This is a genomic window from Kribbella sp., from assembly GCF_035687465.1.
Lineage (GTDB): Bacteria > Actinomycetota > Actinomycetes > Propionibacteriales > Kribbellaceae > Kribbella.
Genome location: NZ_DASRXP010000101.1, coordinates 22,546 through 40,627 on the forward strand (window position 1 = coordinate 22,546; position 18,082 = coordinate 40,627).

At 67.7% G+C, this 18,082-nt stretch carries 16 protein-coding genes; 8 read left to right on the forward strand and 8 right to left on the reverse strand.

Annotation, left to right across the window (positions count from 1 at the left end):
* The 3 genes from VFG33_RS05115 to VFG33_RS05125 are packed head-to-tail and all read right to left on the reverse strand — an operon-like array spanning position 1 to position 2,416.
* Positions 1-753: an amino acid ABC transporter ATP-binding protein gene (locus tag VFG33_RS05115; RefSeq protein WP_325022915.1), complete on the reverse strand. Its 753-nt coding sequence runs from the start codon at positions 751-753 to the stop codon at positions 1-3.
* Positions 753-1,574 carry an amino acid ABC transporter permease gene (locus VFG33_RS05120; RefSeq protein WP_325022916.1) on the reverse strand — a complete coding sequence of 274 codons (822 nt, stop codon included), beginning with the start codon at positions 1,572-1,574 and terminating at the stop codon, positions 753-755. The genes VFG33_RS05115 and VFG33_RS05120 overlap by 1 nt, the downstream gene beginning before the upstream one ends.
* Positions 1,571-2,416 (reverse strand): ABC transporter substrate-binding protein, encoded by an 846-nt coding sequence (locus tag VFG33_RS05125; RefSeq protein WP_325022917.1) that lies wholly within the window; start codon positions 2,414-2,416, stop codon positions 1,571-1,573. The genes VFG33_RS05120 and VFG33_RS05125 overlap by 4 nt, the downstream gene beginning before the upstream one ends.
* Before the next feature lie 286 nt (positions 2,417-2,702).
* Here VFG33_RS05125 and VFG33_RS05130 point away from each other — a divergent pair, with 286 nt between their 5' ends.
* The 4 genes from VFG33_RS05130 to VFG33_RS05145 all read left to right on the forward strand — a co-directional run bounded on the left by VFG33_RS05130 (position 2,703) and on the right by VFG33_RS05145 (position 6,476).
* Positions 2,703-3,902 carry an NAD(P)-dependent malic enzyme gene (locus tag VFG33_RS05130; protein WP_325022919.1) on the forward strand — a complete coding sequence of 400 codons (1,200 nt, stop codon included), beginning with the start codon at positions 2,703-2,705 and terminating at the stop codon, positions 3,900-3,902.
* Positions 3,903-4,218: 316 nt separating this feature from the next.
* The gene (locus VFG33_RS05135; RefSeq protein WP_325022922.1) at positions 4,219-5,187 is read left to right on the forward strand and encodes a zinc-binding dehydrogenase; all 969 of its coding nucleotides are present in this window, start codon (positions 4,219-4,221) and stop codon (positions 5,185-5,187) included.
* A 7-nt stretch (positions 5,188-5,194) separates the two neighbouring features.
* Positions 5,195-5,752: a GNAT family N-acetyltransferase gene (locus VFG33_RS05140; protein WP_325022924.1), complete on the forward strand. Its 558-nt coding sequence runs from the start codon at positions 5,195-5,197 to the stop codon at positions 5,750-5,752.
* Between the two features lie 421 nt (positions 5,753-6,173).
* On the forward strand, positions 6,174-6,476 hold the full coding sequence (locus VFG33_RS05145; RefSeq protein WP_325022926.1) for a WhiB family transcriptional regulator: 303 nt from the start codon (positions 6,174-6,176) through the stop codon (positions 6,474-6,476).
* Between the two features lie 70 nt (positions 6,477-6,546).
* Here the strand turns inward: VFG33_RS05145 and VFG33_RS05150 are convergent, their stop codons facing one another.
* The gene (locus VFG33_RS05150; RefSeq protein ID WP_325022928.1) at positions 6,547-7,779 is read right to left on the reverse strand and encodes a calcium:cation antiporter family protein; all 1,233 of its coding nucleotides are present in this window, start codon (positions 7,777-7,779) and stop codon (positions 6,547-6,549) included.
* Between the two features lie 114 nt (positions 7,780-7,893).
* Between VFG33_RS05150 and VFG33_RS05155 the strand changes: the two genes are divergently transcribed.
* Both VFG33_RS05155 and VFG33_RS05160 read left to right on the forward strand, forming a co-directional pair.
* On the forward strand, positions 7,894-8,250 hold the full coding sequence (locus VFG33_RS05155; RefSeq protein WP_325022930.1) for an ArsR/SmtB family transcription factor: 357 nt from the start codon (positions 7,894-7,896) through the stop codon (positions 8,248-8,250).
* Positions 8,251-8,339: 89 nt separating this feature from the next.
* Positions 8,340-8,984, forward strand: coding sequence for a collagen-like triple helix repeat-containing protein (locus VFG33_RS05160; RefSeq protein WP_325022932.1), 645 nt, complete (start codon positions 8,340-8,342; stop codon positions 8,982-8,984).
* A gap of 407 nt (positions 8,985-9,391) precedes the next feature.
* Here VFG33_RS05160 and VFG33_RS05165 read toward each other — a convergent pair whose 3' ends face one another.
* The 4 genes from VFG33_RS05165 to VFG33_RS05180 all read right to left on the reverse strand — a co-directional run bounded on the left by VFG33_RS05165 (position 9,392) and on the right by VFG33_RS05180 (position 15,016).
* Entirely contained in the window at positions 9,392-10,135 is a 744-nt protein-coding gene (locus VFG33_RS05165) for an AAA family ATPase (protein WP_325022934.1), read from the reverse strand.
* A gap of 25 nt (positions 10,136-10,160) precedes the next feature.
* Complete coding sequence (locus VFG33_RS05170; RefSeq protein WP_325022936.1) at positions 10,161-10,337, reverse strand: DUF6104 family protein; 177 nt, start codon at positions 10,335-10,337, stop codon at positions 10,161-10,163.
* Position 10,338: 1 nt separating this feature from the next.
* Positions 10,339-14,199: a multifunctional oxoglutarate decarboxylase/oxoglutarate dehydrogenase thiamine pyrophosphate-binding subunit/dihydrolipoyllysine-residue succinyltransferase subunit gene (locus VFG33_RS05175; protein WP_325022938.1), complete on the reverse strand. Its 3,861-nt coding sequence runs from the start codon at positions 14,197-14,199 to the stop codon at positions 10,339-10,341.
* A gap of 412 nt (positions 14,200-14,611) precedes the next feature.
* Entirely contained in the window at positions 14,612-15,016 is a 405-nt protein-coding gene (locus VFG33_RS05180; RefSeq protein ID WP_325022940.1) for a DUF3052 domain-containing protein, read from the reverse strand.
* Between the two features lie 67 nt (positions 15,017-15,083).
* Between VFG33_RS05180 and VFG33_RS05185 the strand changes: the two genes are divergently transcribed.
* Both VFG33_RS05185 and VFG33_RS05190 read left to right on the forward strand, forming a co-directional pair.
* A complete protein-coding gene (locus VFG33_RS05185; RefSeq protein ID WP_325022942.1) occupies positions 15,084-15,755 on the forward strand; it encodes a FadR/GntR family transcriptional regulator in 672 nt (223 codons plus the stop codon).
* A gap of 160 nt (positions 15,756-15,915) precedes the next feature.
* Positions 15,916-17,496 (forward strand): ABC-F family ATP-binding cassette domain-containing protein, encoded by a 1,581-nt coding sequence (locus VFG33_RS05190; RefSeq protein ID WP_325022944.1) that lies wholly within the window; start codon positions 15,916-15,918, stop codon positions 17,494-17,496.
* Positions 17,497-18,082: the final 586 nt, after the last annotated feature.

An 18,082-nucleotide genomic window follows, 5' to 3' on the forward strand; every position in this document is an offset into this window, starting at 1 on the left:
TTAAGTCGGCTCTACGTGGGTCGGGTCGAGAACCCGGCGCAGGAACGTCCGGGTGCGCTCCTCGGCCGGGTTGCCGATCACCTCGGCGGGTGGTCCCTGCTCGACGATCACGCCGCCGTCCATGAACACTACCCGGTCCGCGACCTCACGGGCGAAGGCCATCTCGTGGGTGACCACGAGCATCGTCATCCCGTCCAGGGCGAGCTTGCGCATCACGGTCAGGACGTCGCCGACCAGTTCGGGGTCGAGCGCCGAGGTGGGCTCGTCGAACAACATCAGCGCCGGGTCCATGGACAACGCCCGAGCGATCGCCACGCGCTGCATCTGCCCGCCCGACAACTGGGCCGGGTACGCCGTGACCTTGTCGTTCAGGCCGACCCGGTCGAGGTTGGCCCGGGCGACCTTGTCGGCCTCGGCCGGCTTCCGCTTCAGCACTGTGGTCTGGGCGACCGTGCAGTTCTGCAGCACCGACAGGTGCGGGAACAGGTTGAACTGCTGGAACACCATGCCGATCTGCTGACGGGCGGCGTCCAGGTGGCAGTCCGGGTTGGTGATCTCCTCACCGCGGACGAACACCTTGCCCTCCTGCGGTACCTCCAGCAGGTTGACGCACCGCAACAGCGTGGACTTGCCCGAGCCGGACGGCCCGATCACGCAGACGACCTCGCCCTGCTCGACCGTGAAGTCGATACCGCGCAGGACGTGGTTGCTGCCGAACGACTTGTTCAGGTTCTTGATCTCCACCAGTGCCATCAGCGCGTCCTCGCAGCCTTTGCCTCGAGCCGGCGCACCAGGATACCCAGCGGCAGGGTGATGATCAGGTAGCAGAAACCGGCGGTGACCAGCGGGGTCAGGTTCGAGTAGGTGTTGGCCAGGTCCCGGCCGAACCCGGTCAGCTCGTACCCGGCGGCGGTGGTGCCGATGATGAACACCAGCGACGAGTCCTTCACCAGCAGGATCAGGTCGTTGGTCAGCGGCGGCAGCACGATCCGGAACGCCTGTGGCAGCACGATCTTGCGGGTTGCCAGCGCGGGCGGCATGCCGAGCGACCGGGCCGCCTCGATCTGCCCCTTCGGCACCGCCTGGATGCCGGCCCGGATCACCTCGGCCATGTACGCCGCGGCGACGATGCCCAGCGCGAGCCAGACCGTGCCGTACGGGTCGAGCGGGATCGTCATCCCCTCGAACGCCAGCGGCAGCAGGCTGAACGCGATGAAGACGACGATCGCCGGCAGGCCACGGAAGAACTCGATGTAGGCGGTCGAGATCCACCGGTACGGGCCGACACTGGACAGCCGCATCAGCGCCAGCACGGTGCCGCCGATCAGGCCGATCACGAAGGCACCGGCGGTGTACTCCACCGTCTTGACCAGGGCGTTGAGCAGGCCGTCCTCGAAGGCGGACCTGATGTAGGCCGGCTTGAAGAAGACGCTGCCGATCTGGCCCCAGTCGGCGGTGAACGCGGCGACCAGGACCAGCACGACCAGGATCGAGTACTGGATCCGGCGGGAGCGCTGAGACCGCTGCCGCGGGCTCAGCCCCTTCCTCTCAACGGTGTCGCTTGGCGCGCTCACTTCTTCGGCTCAACCCCGAACCACTTCTTGTAGATCTCGTTGTACTTGCCGTCGGCCTTGGCCGCGGTCAGCAGGGTGTTGAACTTCTCCACCAACTTCGGGCCGCTGCCGTCCTTGAGGGCGCCGAAGCCGTACTGCTCACCGGTGTCGAACTCGGCGACTACGGCCATGTCCGAGTTCGCCTTGACGAAGTCGTAGAGCACGCCGTTGTCGTTGATGGCGGCTGCCACCCGGCCGGACTTGACGTTGTTCTCCTGCAGCGACAGGTCGTTGAAGGGGATCACCTCGAAGCCGTACTGCTTGGCCTGCTCGTCGGCGTACGTCTTGCCGGTGGTGTCGGCCTGGACGCCGACCTTCTTGCCCTTCAGGTCCGCCAGCGACTTGATCCCCGAGTCCGCCTTGACCATCAGCACCTGGGTGGCGTCCATGTACGGCGCGGTGATGCTGATCGCGGCCTGGCGCTCGGGGGTGATGGTCATCGCGCCCATGCCCATGTCGCACTTCTTGGCCTGGAAGGCGGCGCCGGAGGTGACTTGGGCCCACTCGAGGCTGACCACTTCCTGCTCGACCCCGAGATCGTTGGCCACCAGGTCCAGCAGATCGACGTCGAAGCCGACCACGTCGGTGCCGTCCTTGTACTCGAACGGCTTGTACGACAGGTGCGTGCAGACCATCAGCTTGCCAGGCTTGACCAGGGTGATCCCGGCGGCCGCGGCTTTGTCCTCGGTTCCACCGCTGCCCGAGTCATCGCTGCCGCAGGCGGAAAGCGTGAGTACGAGCACGGCGACCGAGGCGACGGCGACCGTGGCGCGACTCTTGCGAAGGGTGGAGACGATGTTCATCGCGAATACTCCTCGACACTGGTTGTGAACGCCGGTCCGGACGATACCGGGCCGGAATGCCCGCATCCTGACACAGCAGGCAGGCGCCTGTCGGCTGGTAACGGGGGCCGAGACTCGATCGTCACCCGGATGAGGCCGTGTGGGGTCCCTCACAGACCAGACCACTATGGCCTGTGGTTTACTCGTGACGACGGGTGACCCCCTGGCAACGGCGCCGTTCGACGCATCCTCATCGGACCGCCACCTTCCGCGCACGCCTGCCCAGTTCTTCACGAAGGGTCCCCCCATGGTCGCCGAACCCTATCCGTCCGAGACCGTTTCCGATCCGTACGCCGGTGACGCCGTGTTCGAGTTGCACCGCGGCGGCAAGATCGAGGTCACCTCGTCGGTCCAGGTGAACGACGCGGACGACCTGTCGAAGGCCTACACCCCCGGAGTCGCCCGGGTCTGTACCGCGATCGCGGAGGACCCTTCGCTGGCTCGCAAGTACACCTGGAAGTCGAACGTGGTCGCGGTCGTCACGGACGGCACCGCAGTACTGGGTCTGGGTGACATCGGCCCGGTCGCGTCCCTGCCGGTGATGGAGGGGAAGGCGCTGCTGTTCAAGGAGTTCGGCGGCGTCGACTCGGTGCCGATCGCGCTGGACTGCACCGATGTCGACGACTTCGTCGACACGGTGGCCCGGATGGCGCCTTCGTTCGGTGGCATCAATCTGGAGGACATCTCGGCGCCGCGCTGCTTCGAGATCGAACGCCGGCTGAAGGAACGCCTCGACATCCCGGTCTTCCACGACGACCAGCACGGTACGGCGGTCGTCGTACTGGCCGCTCTCCGCAACGCACTGCGGGTGACCGGTAAGTCGATCGAGGACGTCCGGGTGGTGATCTCGGGAGCGGGTGCGGCCGGGGTCGCGTGTGCGCGGATCCTGTTGCAGGCCGGGGTGGGTGATCTGGCCGTTGTCGACAGCAAGGGTGTGCTGTCCGAGGACCGGTCCGACCTGACCCCGGTGAAGCTGTCGCTGGCGCAGGACACCAACACCGGCGGGCTTTCCGGCCGTTTGGTGGACGCGCTGGACGGGGCGGACGTGTTCCTCGGCGTCTCCGGCGGTACCGTCCCCGAGGACGCGATCGCCCGGATGGCGCCGGGCGCGATGATCTTCGCCCTCGCGAACCCGAACCCCGAGGTACACCCGGACATCGCCCACCGGTACGCCGCGGTGGTGGCGACGGGGCGCTCCGACTTCCCGAACCAGATCAACAACGTGCTGGCCTTCCCCGGCATCTTCCGCGGCGCCTTCGACGTGAACGCCTCCCGCATCACCGAAGGCATGAAACTGGCCGCGGCCGACGCCCTCGCCGGCCTGATCGCCGCCGACGACCTGCGAGCGGACTACATCATCCCGTCACCCTTCGACGCCCGAGTCGCCCCCGCAGTAGCCGCCGCAGTCTCCACCGCCGCCCACCGCGACGGAGTCTCCCGAGCCTGACCAGCTCGCCCAAACACCTCGGGCTCGCCCTGACGCTGTCGGATGCGCCAGGCCGAGCCCGAGCCACGTCCCCCGGTCCCCGGCCCCTGTCTCCGGGCCCTCCCCGGCCCTCCGCCCCCTGCGTCCACGCCCTACACGGCGAACCCACGCTTTGGGGGGTTATCCCCTGAAAGCGTTGGTTGCTGCGGTGCATTCCGGGCGCCAACCCACCTTTTCAGGGGATAACCCCCGAAAGCGTGGGTTCGCCGAAGGAGGAGGAGGAGGGGGGTGATGTTTGTGACTGACGGATGCGGGGTGGGGTTCTAGGGTGGGCGGCATGCTTGCTGCGTTTGCTGCCAGGTTTGATGCCGAGGACCCGATCTCTGCGTTGGAGGTGGGGGAGCGCCCGGATCCGGTGGTGCCGGACGGGTGGGTGACGATCGATGTGCGGGCGACGGCGCTGAATCACCATGATTTGTGGTCGTTGAAGGGTGTCGGGCTTGCTGAGCAGAATTTGCCGATGATCCTGGGCTGCGACGCCGCGGGGATCGACCCGGACGGCAACGAGGTCGTGGTGCATGCGGTCATCTCCGATCCCTCGTGGAAGGGCGACGAGACGCTGGATCCGAAGCGGTCGCTGTTGAGTGAGCGGTACCAGGGGACGCTGGCCGAGAAGGTGGTGGTGCCGGCGGGCAACGTCGTACCGAAGCCGGCTGGGTTGAGCTTCGAGCAAGCCGCCTGTTTGCCGACGGCCTGGCTTACGGCGTACCGGATGCTTTTCACGCAGTCGGGGCTGAAGCCGGGCGACACCGTGCTGGTGCAGGGTGCCGGTGGTGGGGTCTCGAGTTCGCTGATCACGTTGGCGCGGGCGGCGGGGATCCGGGTCTGGGCGACGAGCAGGGACGAGGGCAAGCGCGCCAAGGCGGTGGAGATCGGCGCGCACGAGGCGTTCGAGCCGGGCGCGCGGCTGCCTGAGCGGGTCGATGCGGTGATGGAGACCGTCGGGCAGGCGACCTGGTCGCATTCGCTGAAGTCGCTGAAGCAGGGCGGCACGCTGGTGATCTCGGGCGCGACGAGTGGTCAGGCGCCGAAGTCCGCCGAGCTGAACCGGATCTTCTTCCTGCAGTTGCGGGTGCAGGGTTCCACGATGGGGACCCGGACGGAGCTCGGCGAACTGCTCCGGTTCATGGCGAACGCGGGGATCTCGCCGCACATCGACACCACACTGCCGCTCGCGGACGCCCGGAAGGGCTTCGCGAAGATGAACGAGGGCGACGTCTTCGGCAAGATCGTCTTCACCGTCTGAGCTCTCCATGGACCCCGAGATCCGGCGCGCGATCGACCCCGAGGTCCGGCCCGCGATGGACGTTGAGGTCCGGCGCGCGGAGGTCGCGGATGCCGCGGGCGGCGCCTGGTGCCACTTGAGTTGCTGGCGCGAGGCGTACGCCGGGATCGTGGAGCCGGGGTTGCTCCTCGAGCGGACGAGCGACCTGGACCGCCGTACGGAGCGCTGGGCCTCCGCGCTCGCCGCCGGCGTGGTCCGCTGGATCGCACTGAACCCGGACCCGTCGGTGGGGGTCGAGGAGCAGGTCATCGGGTTCTCCTCACCGGGGCCGGCCCGGGACGACGATGCGCCGACCCCGCTGGAGCTGTACGCCATCTACGTCCGGAAACAGTGGTGGGGGACCGGCCTGGGGACCCGGCTGCTTGACGTTGCCATCGGCAAGGAGCCGGCCAGCCTCTGGGTTCTCGAGGGAAACCAGCGCGCCCGAGCCTTCTATCACCACCACGGCTTCACCGAGGACGGCACCCAGGTAGACGAACCCTTCTTCGCCGTCCCAGAAATCAGAATGACCCGCCCCGCCCAATAACCCACCCGCCCTCTCACCCACCCCGCCCCCCGCTCTCGCGCTCCCGGCCATCCCTTCTGCTCGGCAGTGCGGCGCAGGTGCCGGCGTTGTCGGTGGCGCTCTCGTGCTCTCGCGCTCCCGCGTACTCGCGCTCCCGCGTACTCGCGCTCCCGCGTACTCCGCGCCTGCGCTCCCGACCCCGCGCGCCGCCGTGCGACCTGCAGGCGCGGAGGACACAGCTCCCTCTCTTCTTCGTTTTCCTTCCCTTCTTTCCTCTCGCCTTTGGGTAGTGACGGCGGCACGGATGTGACGGAGGTTGGGTGTGACGTTTCATTGCTGAAACATTGCCGTCTCACCGGGGCAACGAGGCTGGCGCAGTCTGTTCCTACCGCGGAAACCCCACGGATTCGATCCGCCCGATCGATGAGGAGCAGGAGTGCCCATGAGGCCGACCTTGACGGTGATCGCCGACCCCGCCGACCGCTGGATGACGAAGGCCGCCTGCGTCGGCCAGGCGCCGGCGTACGACGAGAGCGCGAGCCAGTGGGAGCAGCGCAAGGCGCAGGCGGTCTGCCTGACGGCTTGCCCGGTCCTCGAGGAATGCCGGGAATGGGCCCGCCGGACCAAGTTCACCGGTACCGCCGCCGGCGAGAAGTTCCTCTACGGCCGTCGCCGCGGTCGCCCCGGCCCCGCCGAGCGCCGCCGTCCCGCGGTCACAGTGGAAGAGCAGCAGCAGGCCAGCTGAAAGCTTGCCCCCCAGCAAAGGCCGGCGGTCCACCTGGACCGCCGGCCTTCGCCGTTCCCGCCGAGTGGGTTCAGACCCCGACCAGTTCGTCGGAGCGCTCGTCGGGGGTCTTCTGGGTACGCCGGAACGGCGCGGTGATCGTCGGCAGGAGTTCATGCCGATGCCGGACGAAGGAGACCAGCGCCAGCGCCAGGTAGATGCCGGAGAGGATGTAGCGACCGGTCTGGCCGGGGATGGCGAACTGAACCGCGAAGAGCCCGAGCAGTGTCCAGGCGGCCCAGCGGGGGAAGCGCAGCGTCAGGAGGATCGCGATACCGAGCAGCGTCTGCGTAGCCGTCAGCAGGAACTCTTCTACCTGCCGGCCGTCCAGTTGGAGCGCAGCCGGTCCGCCGCCGATCCCGTAGGCGATCGGCAGGCTGCCGATCAGCAGCGTCCACTGGTTCACCTTGGCCGAGATCAGCAGGCCCAGTGCGGCCCCGCCCTTACCGCGCCAGGCGAACAGCAGCGCCACGATGAACTCAGGCGACTCCGAAGCAAGTGGCGCCAGCCACTGCACCAACAGGAACTGGTCGATCCCCAGTGTCTGCCCGCCCTCGACCAGCGAGTTGGCGAACGGCTCGGCCGACAGCACGATGACACCGGCCGCCACCAGGAACATCGAGATGACAATGATCCGGCGCTGCACGGTCGGCAGACCACCGATGCGCTTGGCCGGGCCTACCAGATCCGGGTCCTCGTCGTGGCCGGATGAGGCCGCCCGGTAGAGATAGAAGGCGAAGAAGGCGAGTAGTGCGATGCCCAGCACCAAGTGGATCTCGCCGGTCACCGGGATGATGAAGGCGACCACGCTGGCCACCGCCAGGAAGCCCAGTTCGCGCCGGTAGCCGGAGTCCAGTACCAATGCCTTGACCGAACGCCCGCTGCGCCGACTGGCGACGTACAGGCTGACCAGGACGACGCTGGACCAGCCCAGGCCGAGCAGTAGCCGGTTGGAGCCGGTCATGTTGGCTGCGGCGTACTGCACGTAGTCCGGGTTGCTGCCTGCGGTGTGCGCGAAGTAGAGGTCTACGGCGTACTCGGGCAGGACGGCGATGACTGCAAGCAGCGCGATCGCCAGGCCGCCGGAGATGTCCACCTCGGCGGCTTCCGCGGCCCAGGCGAGCACGAACGACGCGGCGACCACGCCGAGGCCGAAAACCACGATCGCCAGCGGGGCTGACGGATGCACGCCGGAGAGCCGGAGTGCGACCGCCGGAACCGCTGCGATCAGGAGGAGCAGCACGGGGCGAAGAGCTCTGAACATGGTTCCAGCCTGCCACCGTTTTAACACTTTCGCAATTGCGAAAGTGTGAGACCGTCCTCACCACCGGCCCGCCGTACTGCGAACTGCCTCCGTAGAGGCGACAATGACTGCGCCATGACGACCACGCCGCCTGAGCCGACCAAGGCCCAGCTCGAATCCGCCGCCGGTACCTTCGCGATGCTGTCCGCGCCGGTCCGGCTGCATCTCGTGTCGCTGGCCGCGCAGGGCGAGTACGACGTGGGCACCCTGGCGGAGCGCGCGGGCGTCAGCATCGCGACCGCGAGCCAGCACCTCGGCAAGCTCCGCCTGGCCGGCATCATCACGGCCCGGCGCGACGGCCGCCGCCACATCTACACGGTCGACGACCCGCACGTACTGAACCTGGTCGACCAGATCTTCGAACACATCGCCCCCGACGGCACCCTCGCCCCCGACCCACCCCTGCGCAGACGCCCACCCCACGCGGACTAGAGCGCCAGCCTTAAGGCTGTCTGAAGCCCGCTCGCCAGCATTTGGATAGGCCGCCGTCCGGTCGGCTGACCAATGTGGGGGAGACGCAGATGCTCAAGACACGGATCGCCGGGGTTGTTGCTGCTGTTGCTTTGATCGGGGTGGGGACGGTCGCGTATGCGGCGATTCCGGGGGCGGATGGGGTGGTTCACGGGTGCTACAACAAGGGTGGGTTGTTGCAGGACAAGGGTGCTGTGCGAGTGGTGGACGAGGGTGAGCAGTGTCGTTCGACCGAGACGGCGATGACCTGGAACCAGAAGGGGGCAACCGGAGCAACTGGGCAGACGGGGGCTACGGGTCCGAAGGGCGACACGGGGCCGGCCGGTCCCGCGGGGTTCAGTGATGGCTACATGCAGGCCACTGCGGACCACAACGGCATCGCGTTGGTCGGCTATCAGCCGGTCAAGGTGGCTGAGCTCTCGCTGCCTGCCGGCTCGTACATGGTGTTCGGCAAGGTGGGGCTCCTCAACTCCGACTGGAACAACAAGACCGCCGAGTGCAAGCTGAGCACAGGTGACATCGTCGTCGTGGTCATGGGTGCGCTCTCGACCACGGACACCCAGCCGGTCAGCCTCCAGGACATGGTGACCCTGCAGTCACCGGGAACGATCACGCTGAACTGCGCGACCACTGATGGCTACGCGTTCCACGGGAAGCTCTCGGCGATCAAGGTCAGTGAGGCTCACACGCAATGACGTGCCGTTGAAAGCAGGCGCTCCGTAGTTGCACTGATCGGGGCGGGGGCATCGCGTACGCCGCCATTCCGGATCCGTCGGGGACGGTCCACGGCTGCTACAACAAGGGCGGTCTGCTGCAGGACAAGGGCGCGCTCCGCGTCGTCCAGTCCGGTGAGAAGTGCCGCTCCAACGAGCTCGCCATGACCTGGGACCAGGCCGGCCCGGCCGGGCCCCAAGGCGTGGCCGGGCCGCAGGGTGTTCCGGCGCCCGCAGGACCCGATTTCCCTGCGCCAGACGCAGGGGTGACCTCGAGGTCGTGCTCCAGGATGTGCTGGTTCTGAGTGCGCCGGGATCCGCCACACTGAGCTGCCTGGTGCAAGGGGCGGCCGCCGCCAAGGAGGTCACCGCCATCAAGCTGACTGCCGTCAAGGTCGGTCAGGTTCACTCTCAATGATGTGGCGGAGGTAGCGTTCTGGCGCGTCGAGGTAGGCGCGCCAGTTCTGCACCAGTTCCAGGTCCTGCCAGGCCGCATTGCGGATGCCCCAGTCGCCGATCTCGAGGATGGTGGCTCCGGGCAACGAGCAGACGATAGGGGAGTGGGTCGCGCAGAGGACCTGTGAGCCGGCCGCCGCCAGATCGTTCAGTACGCCGACCAGCGCCAGGCTGGACGAGAACGACAGGGCTGACTCGGGTTCGTCCAGACAGTAGAGCCCGGGACTGGTGAACCGGCTCTGCAGCACCTCCAGGAACCCCTCGCCATGGCTCAGTTCGTGAAACCGAGGGTCCTCCCGGTAGGGGCTCGGGTTCTGTTCCAAGTAGGTGTAGTACCCGTGCATCGTCTCGGCGCGGAGGAAGAAGCCCCACCGAGGAGCACCGGCTCCGCGGGTGAGGACCAGGTCTCGAGCCAACGACGACTCCGAGGCACGGGTGGTCAGCCGGGCGCCGGTGGAGCCGCCCTCGGGTGACATGCCGAAGGCGATCGCGACGGCTTCGACCAGCGTGGACTTGCCGGCGCCGTTCTCCCCGACGAGGAAGGTGACGCCGGGCGTGAGATCCAGCCCGTCGAGCAGGATCTGCCGGACCGCCGGGATGGTGTGCGGCCAGGTCCGGGAAACACTGGTGCCCTCCGCCGCGGCGACCCGGCGTACGGGGTGAACGGCGAAGGGCATCCAGTCACGCTAAAGCAACGAGGGTCTAGTCGTCCTCGTCGTCCAGGCGGGCGAGCCAGGTGGCGAAGCGTTCGATCGGGGTCTCGAACTCGGGGTTCAGGTCGACGAACTCGCGAAGCCGCTCAGCGACCCAGGCCAGCGTGACGTCGTCGCCGCCACGCCGGCCCTCGAGTTCCTCGATCCCTCGGTCGGTGAAGTACACGTCAGCTGAAGGCCTGCTTCATCAGCGTCGCCAGCTCGGTGAGGTGCACGTTGTGCGAGCCGACCGACGGGGCGGACATGGCCGGCCGGGACACCCGGTAGAACGGCTTGCCGCCCAGGTGCTCGGTCAGGTTCAGCGCCATGAACGGCCACGGGCCCTGGTTCGCCGGCTCGTCCTGCACCCAGCGGATCTCCTGCAGGTTCGGGTACTTCGCCAGCTCGGCCTTGATCTCCTCGGACGGCAGCGGGTAGAGCTGCTCGACCCGAAGGATCGCGGTGCTGATCTTGTCCGGCTCCGCCTTCTTGCGCTCGGCAAGCATGTCGTAGCTGATCCGGCCCGATGCCAGCAGCACCCGCTCGACAGCAGCGGTGTTCTGCTCGGCCTCGGGGTCGTTGATCACCGGCCGGAACGCGCCGCGGGTCAACTCCTCGGGCTGCGACACCGCTGCCTTCAGCCGGAGCAGTTGCTTCGGCGTGAAGACGATCAGCGGGTTGTGCTCCTCCTGCAGCGTGTGCCGCCGCAGCAGGTGGAAGTACGACGCGGGCGTCGACGGCTGGGCCACGGTCATCGCGTCCTCGGCGCACAGCGCCATGAACCGCTCGATCCTGGCGGACGAGTGGTCCGGCCCCTGGCCCTCGTACCCGTGCGGCAGTAGCAGCACCACACCGGACTTCTGTCCCCACTTCGCCTCACCGGCCGAGATGTACTCGTCGATGATCGACTGGGCGCCGTTGACGAAGTCGCCGAACTGCGCCTCCCAGAGGACCAGTGCGTCCGGCCGCGCCACGGAGTACCCGTACTCGAAGCCGAGCGCGGCGTACTCGCTCAGCAGCGAGTCGTAGACGAAGAAGTTCGCCTGGTTCTCGTCGAGGTGCTGCAGCGGGACGTAGTCCTGGCCGTTGACCCGGTCGACGATGGAGGCGAACCGCTGCACGAAGGTGCCCCGGCGGCTGTCCTGCCCGGCCAGCCGGACCGGGCGTCCGGCCAGCAGCAGCGAACCGAACGCGGTGATCTCCGCGCTGGCCCAGTCGATCGGGCCCTGCGTGATCGCGGCGGCGCGGCGCTGCAGTTGCGGCATCACCTTCGGGTGGGCGGTGAAGCCCTCCGGCAGGCTGATGTGTGCGTCGGCGATCTTCTTCAGGACCTCGGGCGTGATGGCCGTCGCGTCCGGACCCTCGGGCTTGTCCGGGTAGACCGGGACGGTCACGTACGGCGCCGGCGTGTCCGGCTGGCTCTTCGCCTCGCGGACCTCGGTGAAGACCCGCTCCAACCGCTGCTGGAAGTCGCGCATCGCCTGCTCGGCCTCTTCGACCGTGATGTCGCCGCGGCCGATCAGGGCCTCGGTGTAGAGCTTGCGGACGGACCGCTTCTGCTCGATCAGGTCGTACATCAGCGGCTGGGTGAAGCTCGGGTCGTCGCCCTCGTTGTGACCGCGGCGGCGGTAGCAGACCAGGTCGATCACGACGTCCTTGTTGAACGCCTGGCGGTACTCGAAGGCCAGGTCCGCGACCCGGATGCAGGCCTCGGGGTCGTCGCCGTTCACGTGGAAGATCGGTGCCTGCACCATCCGCGCGACGTCGGTGCAGTACATCGACGAGCGGGACGAGGCAGGGGAGGTGGTGAAGCCGACCTGGTTGTTCACGATCACGTGGATCGTGCCGCCGGTGCGGTAGCCCCGCAGCTGCGACAGGTTCAGCGTCTCGGCCACGACGCCCTGGCCGGCGAAGGCCGCGTCACCGTGGACCAGCAACGGCAGCACCGGGAACGCGGCGCCCTGGTCGAGGATGTCCTGCTTGGCGCGGACGATGCCCTCGAGGACCGGGTCGACGGTCTCCAGGTGGGACGGGTTCGCCGCCACCGACACCTTGATCTTGTCGCCGAACTCGGAGACGAACTCGCCTTCGGCGCCCAGGTGGTACTTGACGTCACCGGAGCCCTGGACCGTCCGCGGGTCGATGTTGCCGTCGAACTCGCGGAAGATCTGGCCGTACGACTTGCCGACGATGTTGGCGAGCACGTTCAGCCGGCCGCGGTGCGCCATCCCGATGGTGACCTCGTCGAGGCCCGCACCGGCGGCTTCCTCGCAGAGCTCGTCGAGCAGCGGGATGGTGGTCTCGCCGCCCTCGAGGGAGAAGCGCTTCTGACCGACGTACTTGGTCTGCAGGAAGGTCTCGAAGGCCTCGGCCTCGTTCAGCTTCGCCAGGATCCGGAGCTGCTCCTCGCGCGGCGGCTTGGTGTGCGGCCGCTCGACCCGCTCCTGGATCCACTTGCGCTGCTCGGGGTCCTGGATGTGCATGTACTCGATGCCCGTGGTGCGGCAGTACGAGTCGCGCAGGATGCCGAGGATCTCCCGCAGCTTCATGAACTTGCGGTCGCTCTGCTGGCCGAACGAGCCGGTGGCGAACTCGCGGTCCAGGTCCCACAGGGTCAGGCCGTGGGTGGCCACGTCGAGGTCGGGGTGGCTGCGCTGCTTGTACTCCAGCGGGTCGGTGTCGGCCATGATGTGGCCGCGCACCCGGTACGCGTGGATCAGCTCGAGGATCCGGGCCTGCTTGCTGATGTCCTCCTCGTGGCTGTGCGGGAGGTCGGCGGCCCAGCGGATCGGCTCGTACGGGATCCGCAGGCTCTGGAAGATCTCGTCGTAGAAACCTTCGTCGCCGAGCAGCAGGCGGTGCAGCCGGCGCAGGAACTCACCTGACTGGGCGCCCTGGATGATCCGGTGGTCGTAGGTCGACGTCAGCGCCATCACCTTGCTGACCGCGAGCTTGGCCATCGTCTCCTCGGCCGCGCCCTGGTACTCCGTCGGGTACTCCATCGCGCCGACGCCGATGATGCAGCCCTGGCCGCTCATCAGCCGCGGCACCGAGTGCTGGGTGCCGATGGTGCCGGGGTTGGTCAGGCTGATCGTGGTGCCCTGGAAGTCGGGCAGCGCCAGCTTGTTGTCCCGGGCCCGCCGGACGATGTCCTCGTAGGCCATCCAGAACTCGGCGAACGTCATCGACTCGGTCGCCTTGATCGACGGCACCAGCAACTGCCGGGTGCCGTCCGGCTTCTGCATGTCGATGGCCAGGCCGAGGTTGATGTGCTGCGGCTGGACCAGGGTCGGCTTGCCGTTGGTCTCGTCGTACGACGCGTTCATCTCCGGCAGCGTCTTCAGGGCCTTGACCAGGGCCCAGCCCACCAGGTGGGTGAAGGAGATCTTGCCGCCGCGGGCACGCTTGAGGTGGTTGTTGATGACGATGCGGTTGTCGATCAGCAGCTTGACCGGCACCTGCCGCACGCTGGTGGCCGTGGGGACCGTGAGGCTGGTCTCCATGTTCTGGGCCGTCCGCGCGGGCGCGCCGCGCAGGATGGTCCGCTCGGCGTCCGTGCTGGTCGCGGGAGCGGGCTTGGGCTGCGCGCTGGGCGGCTGGTTCACCGTTCCTCCGGTCGGGGCGCCGCTCCCAGCGGGCGCTGCCTTGGCTGCTGATGCTGCGGGCTGGTTCTGTACTGCGGGCTTCGCCGGGGCCGGTGCGGCCGCCGCCGGAGCCGATGCGGCCGGGGCCGGGGCGCTCGCTGCGGGGGCAGCGGCTGCGGCCTTGGCGGCCGGCTGACTGGATGCGGGAGCGGCGGCCGCGGTGCCCCGGCTCGGAGCCTCGGGCGTCTTGTTGTCTGACACAGCGTCGGGCCGGGGTGCCAGGTTGTCCTGGCTCTTGTTCGCCGGCAACCCGTCCTGACCGGGCGTGTACCCCTTGAAGAAGCTCGACCAGGCCTGATCCACCGACTTAGGGTCCTGGAGGTACTTCTCGTACATCTCGTCGACCAGCCATTCGTTCGCACCGAAGGCTGCAAGGGGATTCGTCTCTGATGGCTCGGTGGCCACTTGGCAGTTCGCCTCTTCCGATCGTGTCAGGTACCGCTGTTATGTCTACTGAAGTTATGGGTGTGGTCCCGAGGCAAGGCTAATAGCAGCCGCAACACATCTACAGCCCGGGATCACCGGACCAGTGGATCGAGTGGTTGGCGTCTCACGGCTTGATCGATCGACAGCTGAAACACCTTGGTCTGCTGTGTTTCACGGCGATGAACGTGGGTTCGGCCTCTGATGGCGCGACCGAACGTCCGGTGGACTGCCGGACGCGTTGTAGTGGTGGGGTTCCGGCCTAGGCAGGTGGGTGCCGGCGACAGCGCGGTACGCCTCACTGCCCACTGTATGCAGCCGCTCGCTTGCGGGCTGTGTTGCGCAGATGTGAACAAAGATGTGATGAAGGTCATGCGAATGATCAGTCCACTTCTCACCGATTGGCCAGACGGCGGACCAGCTTGAGACCGGACCAGGTGGCGTCCACGGCGCAGACCTTCACGTCCACCACGCCGAGCGGCAGGGCGAGCTCCCGGATCCCGTTCTCGTCCAGATCCGTCGGTACTCCGGAGGCCCGCTTCGGCCAGGCGATCCAGATCATCCCCGCGGTGGTGATCCGTTCCAGCAGCGCGGGCAGCCGCTTAGCCAACCGCGCCCGGTCGGGGCAGAAGGCCAGAATCACGTCGTACTCCGCCCGCCCGGGCCGGCTGACCGGCCGGATATCCGCGGGCAGACCCTCGACCACGAAGCCGGCCGGAGCGTTGTCGAACGCAACCAAGTGGCCGGACTTGATGCCCAACTTCACAGCCAGCGGCTTGCCCGAGTACCCGGCGGTCATGGCGCGATCATAAATCCGGCGGCGCGGGGTGGGGTGGAGAAAGGCGGTGCGGCGGCATACTGAGCGGATGGCGTTGACGGATGAGGCGATCGTCAAGATCAAGGACATGATCACCTCGGGGGAGCTGGGGCCGGGAGACCGGTTGCCGAAGGAGGCGGATCTCGCCGCCCGGCTGGGGTTGTCGCGGAACTCGCTGCGAGAAGCGGTCAAAGCGCTGACCCTGGTCAACGTGCTCGACGTACGGCACGGTGACGGCACCTACGTGACCAGCCTGGACTCGGCGCACCTGCTGGACGCGCTGAGCTTCATGGTCGACCTGCACCGGGACGACTCGGTCTTGCAGTTCTTCGAAGTACGCCGCCTGCTCGAGCCCGGGGTCGCCGCCCTCGCGGCCGGCCGGATCTCCAAGGAGCAGTTGGCGGATCTCCGTTTGCTCACCAGCGATCTCACCGCCGATGCCCAGGTCGACGAGTTGGTCGCGAACGACCTCCGCTTCCACCGTGGCATCGCCGAGGCCACTGGCAACGCGGTCGTCTGCTCCCTGCTCGACGGCATCTCCGGCGCGACCCAGCGAGCCCGCATCTGGCGCGGTGTCACCCAGGCCGGCGCGGTCGAGCGAACCCTCGCCGAACACACCGCCATCCTCGACGCCATCGAACTAGGCGACGCCGACGCGGCCCGAGCCTGGATGATCGCCCACATCGCCGGCGTCGAAAACTGGCTCCGCAAGGCCCCCTAGTAAACCGACTTGATGCCAGGTGGGGCTGTTGCCTAACCTGGGTCTCGTCACATCGCCTACGTCAGGGGTTCGGGTTGTCGAACTGAGATCTCTCTTCAGCAGCGGTTGATCGCCACCGGTCCGGTGTGCGATCTCGTTCGAGATCTCGGAGTGCACCCTGATGAGTTATTCACTGACCTGTACCGACCTCTTCTTCGCCTGGCCCGACGGCGACGTGCTGTTCGACGGGCTCACCTTCGTGGCGGGACCGGTGAGATCCGGGCTGGTCGGCCGCAACGGCGCCGGCAAGTCCACCCTGCTCAGGCTGATCGCCGGGCGTCTCACCCCGCAGCGCGGCACGATCCGCGTCGCCGGCGAACTCGGGTACCTGCCGCAGGACCTCACCCTCGACACCAGTCTCCGGGTGGACCAGGCCCTCGGCATCGCCACGATCCGGCAGGCGATCACCGCGATCGAGCAGGGCGACGCCTCCGACGCGAACTTCGCGGCCGTCGGCGACGGCTGGGACGTCGAGGAACGCGCCGAGGCGATGCTCGGCAAACTCGGCCTTGGCGCGATCACCCTCGACCGCAGCGTCGGCGAGCTGTCCGGCGGCGAGACGATCCTGCTCGGCCTGGCCGCCGAACTCCTCAAGCGACCGGACGTGCTGCTGCTCGACGAACCGACGAACAACCTCGACCTGCGCGCCCGCAAACACCTGTACGACGCGGTCGACACCTTCCGCGGAGCCCTGCTGATCGTCAGCCACGACCGGGAACTCCTCGACCGGGTCGACCAGATCGGCGACCTCCGCAAGGGCGATGTCACCTGGTACGGCGGCAACCTCACGGCGTACGAGGAAGCCGTCGCGGCCGAGCAGGAGGCGGCCGAACGGATGGTCCGCGCGGCCGAGTCCGACCTGAAGAAGCAGAAGCGCGAACTGGCCGAGGCGCGGATGAAGATGGACCGCCGGCGAGCCGCGGGCCAACGGGCATTCGAAGCGGGCGGCATTCCGAAGATCGTCGCGGGTGGGTTGAAGCGGTCCGCGCAGGTCTCGGCGGGCAAGCACATCGGCATGCACAGCGAGCGTCTCGAGTCCGCGCAGGAGGCGCTGAACGAGGCGGAGGACAAGGTCCACGACGACGACCGGATCCGCGTCGATCTGCCGAAAACCGCCGTCCCAGCAGGGCGGATCGTGCTCAAACTCGAGGACTATGTACTACGAACCGGCCTCCCCGTGGACTTGGAGATCCGCGGCCCCGAGCGGATCGCCCTGATCGGCCCGAACGGCGCCGGCAAGAGCACGTTGCTCCACGCAATCACCGGCGAGGGGTTGCCGCTGGTCCCGTACCGCCTGCTCCCACAGAGGTTGGACCTGCTCCAGGACGACCTGTCCGTAGTGCAGAACCTGGCGTTGCTGGCACCGAGCGCGGACAACCAGGACCGTCGGGCCCGCCTGGCCCGCTTCCTCTTCCGCGGCCGAGCAGCCGACCAACCCGTCAGCACCCTCTCCGGCGGCGAACGCTTCCGAGCAACCCTCGCCGCGTTGTTGCTGGCGGAACCCCCACCCCAACTCCTGATGCTCGACGAACCAACCAACAACCTCGACCTAGCCAGCGTCGCCCAACTCCAAGAAGCCCTCGCCTCCTACAACGGCGCCCTCATCGTGGCCAGCCACGACCTCCCCTTCTTGCGCGAGATCGGCATCACCCGCTGGCTCGAACTAACCCCCGACCAACTATCGGAAACCGACCCCCTCTAACCAGGACCGTCTCCGATACGTCGGTACGCCGCGCTGCTGTGGTTGCCCCAAGCAACTACAGTCCTTGGTGCTCCGGGGTTGGCCCGGGTGGTTGCGTCCGGTGCATTGGCAGTGTGGTTGCGCGGTCTCCGCTGCGGGAGTGTGCTAGCCGAGGTGCTGGGTATCAAGGGCGCTTCGCGTCCCTTCGGGATCGAACAAGTTCGACTCTTGACCTGCCCCATCCCGACCAGGGAAGGACGCAGCTACGCGGATCCGCGCTGACGTGTGAGCTGCATCCAGGAGATTCCGTTCGCCCGGGTCGTTCGGTGTAGAAGCGGGGGGATAACTCCTCCTGGTGGGGTTCGCCCACTGTTCTGCCAGTGGGCTAACCACCACACCGTGGGTAACCACACCGAGCGGGGGGTGAGCCGACGCTCAATCGTGGGTTTCCGGGGGGGGCGGCACCACCCGGACCTACAGAACTCGGCAGAACCCTGTCCAGTAACCGGTTTCCCGGGTGGGATCGGCGGGTTCTGTAGGTCTGGGTGGGGCCGGGCGGTGGGCCTTGCGTCGAGCAGTGGCGTGGTTCGGTCGGCTGCCGGCTTGT

Coding starts and splice junctions, on each gene's coding strand:
- VFG33_RS05115 (WP_325022915.1), bottom strand. CDS start 753: ATGGCACTGGTGGAGATCAAGAACCTGAACAAGTCGTTCGGCAGCAAC.
- VFG33_RS05125 (WP_325022917.1), bottom strand. CDS start 2,416: ATGAACATCGTCTCCACCCTTCGCAAGAGTCGCGCCACGGTCGCCGTC.
- VFG33_RS05130 (WP_325022919.1), top strand. CDS start 2,703: ATGGTCGCCGAACCCTATCCGTCCGAGACCGTTTCCGATCCGTACGCC.
- VFG33_RS05135 (WP_325022922.1), top strand. CDS start 4,219: ATGCTTGCTGCGTTTGCTGCCAGGTTTGATGCCGAGGACCCGATCTCT.
- VFG33_RS05140 (WP_325022924.1), top strand. CDS start 5,195: ATGGACCCCGAGATCCGGCGCGCGATCGACCCCGAGGTCCGGCCCGCG.
- VFG33_RS05145 (WP_325022926.1), top strand. CDS start 6,174: ATGAGGCCGACCTTGACGGTGATCGCCGACCCCGCCGACCGCTGGATG.
- VFG33_RS05150 (WP_325022928.1), bottom strand. CDS start 7,779: ATGTTCAGAGCTCTTCGCCCCGTGCTGCTCCTCCTGATCGCAGCGGTT.
- VFG33_RS05155 (WP_325022930.1), top strand. CDS start 7,894: ATGACGACCACGCCGCCTGAGCCGACCAAGGCCCAGCTCGAATCCGCC.
- VFG33_RS05160 (WP_325022932.1), top strand. CDS start 8,340: ATGCTCAAGACACGGATCGCCGGGGTTGTTGCTGCTGTTGCTTTGATC.
- VFG33_RS05165 (WP_325022934.1), bottom strand. CDS start 10,135: ATGCCCTTCGCCGTTCACCCCGTACGCCGGGTCGCCGCGGCGGAGGGC.
- VFG33_RS05180 (WP_325022940.1), bottom strand. CDS start 15,016: ATGACCGCCGGGTACTCGGGCAAGCCGCTGGCTGTGAAGTTGGGCATC.
- VFG33_RS05185 (WP_325022942.1), top strand. CDS start 15,084: ATGGCGTTGACGGATGAGGCGATCGTCAAGATCAAGGACATGATCACC.
- VFG33_RS05190 (WP_325022944.1), top strand. CDS start 15,916: ATGAGTTATTCACTGACCTGTACCGACCTCTTCTTCGCCTGGCCCGAC.